Raw genomic sequence first — 4,105 nt, 5'->3', positions numbered from 1 at the left:
ATTGCTGGCTGTAGCCGGAGAGAAAGTGATGGGGCTTTTTTTGAGAAAGATATGAAGCATTTATTGCGAAACAGAATAAAACAAGGCCGTCTGAAACAGGTTTCAGACGGCCTTTTATGTCCTAAATCAGATTAATGTGAATTGCCGAATCAATAGAAGCCTTCGCGTTCTTCACGGGTGCTGATGTAGATGTTTTTCACTTGGGTGTAGGCGGCGAGCATCATTTTGTGGGTTTCGCGGCCGATACCTGAAGTTTTGTAGCCGCCAAACGGCGCGCCGGCAGGCAGGCGGTTGTAGCAGTTTACCCAAACGCGGCCGGTTTCCAATGCGTTGGAAACGCGCAGGCAGCGGTTGATGTCGGTACTCCAAACTGCGCCGCCCAAGCCGTATTCGCTGTCGTTGGCCATTTTGATGACTTCTTCTTCGGTTTTGAATTTAATCACGGTGGCAACCGGGCCGAAAATTTCTTCTTGGGAAACACGGGCTTCGTTGCTGGCTTCAATCAAAGTAGGCTCGACAAATTCGCCTTTGCCCAATTCGCCTTCGATTTTTTTACCGCCGGTAATGATGCGGCAGCCTTCTTGTTCGCCGATTTTGACGTATTTCAAAATGGTCTCGAGTTGACCGGCATTGACTTGAGAACCCATTTGGGTGTCGTCTTCCCAAGGCAGGCCGACTTTGATTTTTTTGAATTCTTCAGCCAAAGCATTGACGAATTTGTCGTAAATGCCTTCTTGTACAAAAATGCGCGAACCGGCGCAGCACACTTGGCCTTGGTTGAACAAAATACCTTTTTGCGCGCCTTCGAGGGCTTTGTCGAAAGGCATATCGTCGAAGAAGATGTTGGCAGATTTGCCGCCCAATTCCAAAGTGGACGGAATCAGTAATTCAGCAGCAGCGATGCCGACGCGGCGGCCGACTTCGGTTGAGCCGGTAAAGGCCAGTTTGTTGAAGCCTTTGTGGTGCAGCATGTATTCGCCGGATTTGGAACCGCGGCCGGTAATCACGTTCAACACGCCTTTAGGCAGCAAGTGGTTGATTTTTTGAGCGAGGGACAACAGGCTCAATGAAGTGCTGGAAGAAGGGTGGATGACGATGGTACAACCTGCGGCCAATGCCGGAGCGATTTTCCATGCGGCCATTAAGAATGGGAAGTTCCAAGGAATGATTTGGCCGACAACGCCGATCGGTTCGCGCAAAACGATGGACAGGTCTTCGGCGTCAAGCTGGGTCGCAGTGCCTTCTTCGCCGCGGATCACGCTGGCGAAATAGCGGAAATGGTCGGAAGCCAAAGGCACGTCGGCGGCACGGGTTTCGCGGATCGGTTTGCCGTTGTCCAAGGTTTCTTGCAGGGCAAACAATTCGGCGTTTTCATCAATCACATCGGCGATTTTGTTCAAAATGGCCGCGCGTTCGGCAGTCGTGGTTTTGCGCCATGTTTTGAACGCTTCTTGCGCAGCGGCTACGGCAGCATCGACATCGGCGTCGGTTGCGTCTGTGAACTTGGCCAATTCATCGCCATTGGCAGGGTTGTAAGAGGATAAAAGTTTGCCTTCGCTACCTTTTGTCCATTCGCCGTTGATCAAAAGGCCGTATTCTTTATCAAACACATTTAAATCTTTTGCCATAATGCTGTCTCCTTAATGAATGGGAATAGGTGTTTCACACCATGAAAAACAGCTTATGCTTTTTTCTTTTTAAGTTCAAGTACTAAAAATGATAATATTCTCAAAATTTACATTTGCAATGTTGTCTCATGTAGCAGGCCGTCTGAAAAATAAAGGATTTTATTGAAATGAAAGTGTATTTGTTAATATATTTAAAGATTTATACGGCTTAAATAGATTTTGTTATGGTATAACATTATAACTTATTGTTTTGAAAAAGATTATGGGTTGACGGCTTCGGATATGGGGAGTATTCTCATTCATAGCTAAACAGTTTTTCAACACTCTAGGAGACTCTCTCATGAAAATGCATGCTGTGGTAGTAAATAAAGATGTAGCAGGTGATGTAGAAGTTGTTGAACGCGAACTGCGTCCGCTGGAATACGGCGAGGCGTTGGTGGAAGTTGAGTATTGCGGCGTGTGCCACACCGACTTGCACGTTGCGGCAGGCGATTACGGCGACAAACCGGGTCGCGTGTTGGGACACGAAGGCATCGGTTTGGTTAAAGAAGTTGCTGACGGTGTGAAAAATCTGAAAGTCGGCGACCGTGTCAGCATCGCATGGCTGTTCCAAAGCTGCGGTTCTTGCGAATACTGCAATACCGGCCGCGAGACCTTGTGCCGCTCCGTATTGAACGCAGGTTATACTGCCGACGGCGGTATGGCGACCCACTGTATCGTGAGTGCCGATTATGCGGTCAAAGTCCCTGAAGGCTTGGATCCTGCGCAAGCTTCGAGCATTACTTGTGCCGGTGTGACCACTTATAAAGCGATTAAAGTTTCCGGCGTTCGTCCGGGTCAATGGATTGCGATTTACGGCGCAGGCGGTTTGGGCAACTTGGCGGTTCAATACGCGAAAAAAGTGTTTGGCGCGCACGTTGTTGCCATTGACGTCAACGACGACAAACTGGCATTCGCTAAAGAAAGCGGCGCTGATTTGGTCATCAATGCCGTCAAAGAAGATGCCGCCAAAGTGATTCAGGAAAAAACCGGCGGTGCACACGCAGCCGTGGTAACAGCCGTATCCGCTGCCGCCTTCAATTCAGGCGTGAATTGTGTTCGTGCCGGCGGCCGTGTCGTTGCAGTTGGCTTGCCACCTGAGTCTATGGACTTGTCTATCCCACGTTTGGTATTGGACGGCATCGAAGTGGTCGGCTCTCTGGTCGGTACCCGCAAAGATTTGGAAGAAGCATTCCAATTCGGCGCAGAAGGCTTGGTTGTGCCTAAAGTCGAATTGCGTGCTTTGGATGAAGCGCCTGCCATCTTCCAAGAAATGCGCGAAGGTAAAATTACCGGCCGTATGGTGATTGATATGAATAAAGAGTGCAGCTGCATTCATCACTAATCAAATGATTCAGTGACAAAAAGGCCGTCTGAAACTTTTCAGACGGCCTTTTTGTTGGATTGGATAACTTAAAGCGTAAAGCCGCTTTCAAATACGCGGATTTCTCTGCTGACAGGATCGGTAAACTCTATTCTTTTGGCCAAAAGTTTTAAAGGTTTGTCGTAGTCTTCATCACCGGCAGCCAATGGGGTAGGGTAAAGTGCATCGTTCATCAGCGGCATGTTCAAACTCATCATATGCACGCGGAGCTGGTGTTTTTTTCCGGTATGCGGCGTGAGGCGGTAGAGGCTGAACGCGCCGCGGTTTTCGATAAGTTCGATGGTCGTGTGGGCGTTGGGTTCGCCTTCCGTTTCCTGCGTGAGAAAGAATTTTTCGCCGCGTTCCATTCGGGATGAAATATCCAGCGGATAGTCCAAATCCGTCCGCGTCGGCGCCACCGCTTCATAGGTTTTTCGGACGGTTTTTTCTTGGAACATGGTCTGATAATCGCGACGCGTGGCAGGGTTGAGCGAAAGCAGCATAACGCCTGCCGTATCTTTGTCCAAGCGATGAATCGGCGTAATGTCTTCAACATTCAAATGCTGTAATTCCGGCCGCAGACGCAGGCGCGTGAGCAAGGTTTCCCGCAAAAATCTGCCGCTGGGGATGACGGGCAGAAAATGCGGTTTGTCCACCACAATCAAATGCTCATCAATATGTAAAATCTTTTCTTCAAACGGAATACGCGGCTCGCTCTCACGGCTGGTTTCACGGTAATAAAACATCGTCTTGCCGGGCTCGAACAAGGTATTCTCATCAAACGGTACGCCATCCGCGCCCACCACAAAACCGCTGTTCAGCCGTCGCCGCCAGTTTTCTTCGCCGACAAAGGGAAAATGAGCGCATAAAAAATGCAGCAGCGGCAAGCCGTAAAACTGCTTTTCATGCGGCAAAACCAAGTAGCTGGGTTTGACACCGTCTAAAAGGGGTAGGGGATTGGTACGTTTTTTCATGCGGCGGATTGTACTCGGTTTTTAGGATTTTTTCAGATGGTGTTTCGGATTGAGAAAGTGCGGCAGATCGTCATTTATGTCTAATGTTTATATGGTCTATC

3 protein-coding genes are annotated in these 4,105 nt (G+C 49.1%); 1 reads left to right on the top strand and 2 read right to left on the bottom strand.

What is annotated here, in order from left to right; all coding sequences use genetic code 11:
* Nucleotides 1–149: 149 nt before the first annotated feature.
* Nucleotides 150–1,628 (bottom strand): aldehyde dehydrogenase family protein, encoded by a 1,479-nt coding sequence (locus Q1M25_RS08620; RefSeq protein ID WP_070584307.1) that lies wholly within the window; start codon nt 1,626–1,628, stop codon nt 150–152.
* Between the two features lie 340 nt (nt 1,629–1,968).
* Between Q1M25_RS08620 and adhP the strand changes: the two genes are divergently transcribed.
* Complete coding sequence (gene adhP, locus Q1M25_RS08615) at nt 1,969–3,012, top strand: alcohol dehydrogenase AdhP (RefSeq protein ID WP_300483870.1); 1,044 nt, start codon at nt 1,969–1,971, stop codon at nt 3,010–3,012.
* A 68-nt stretch (nt 3,013–3,080) separates the two neighbouring features.
* On the opposite strand, the gene Q1M25_RS08610 is transcribed toward adhP, so the two are convergent.
* A complete protein-coding gene (locus Q1M25_RS08610; RefSeq protein WP_300483869.1) occupies nt 3,081–4,004 on the bottom strand; it encodes an RluA family pseudouridine synthase in 924 nt (307 codons plus the stop codon).
* Nucleotides 4,005–4,105 lie beyond the last annotated feature (101 nt).

It is taken from the genome of uncultured Neisseria sp., from assembly GCF_951230505.1.
Taxonomy (GTDB): Bacteria; Pseudomonadota; Gammaproteobacteria; order Burkholderiales; family Neisseriaceae; genus Neisseria.
The sequence above is the reverse complement of the archived record's forward strand: the minus strand, read 5'-3'. Positions and strand labels throughout refer to the sequence as shown.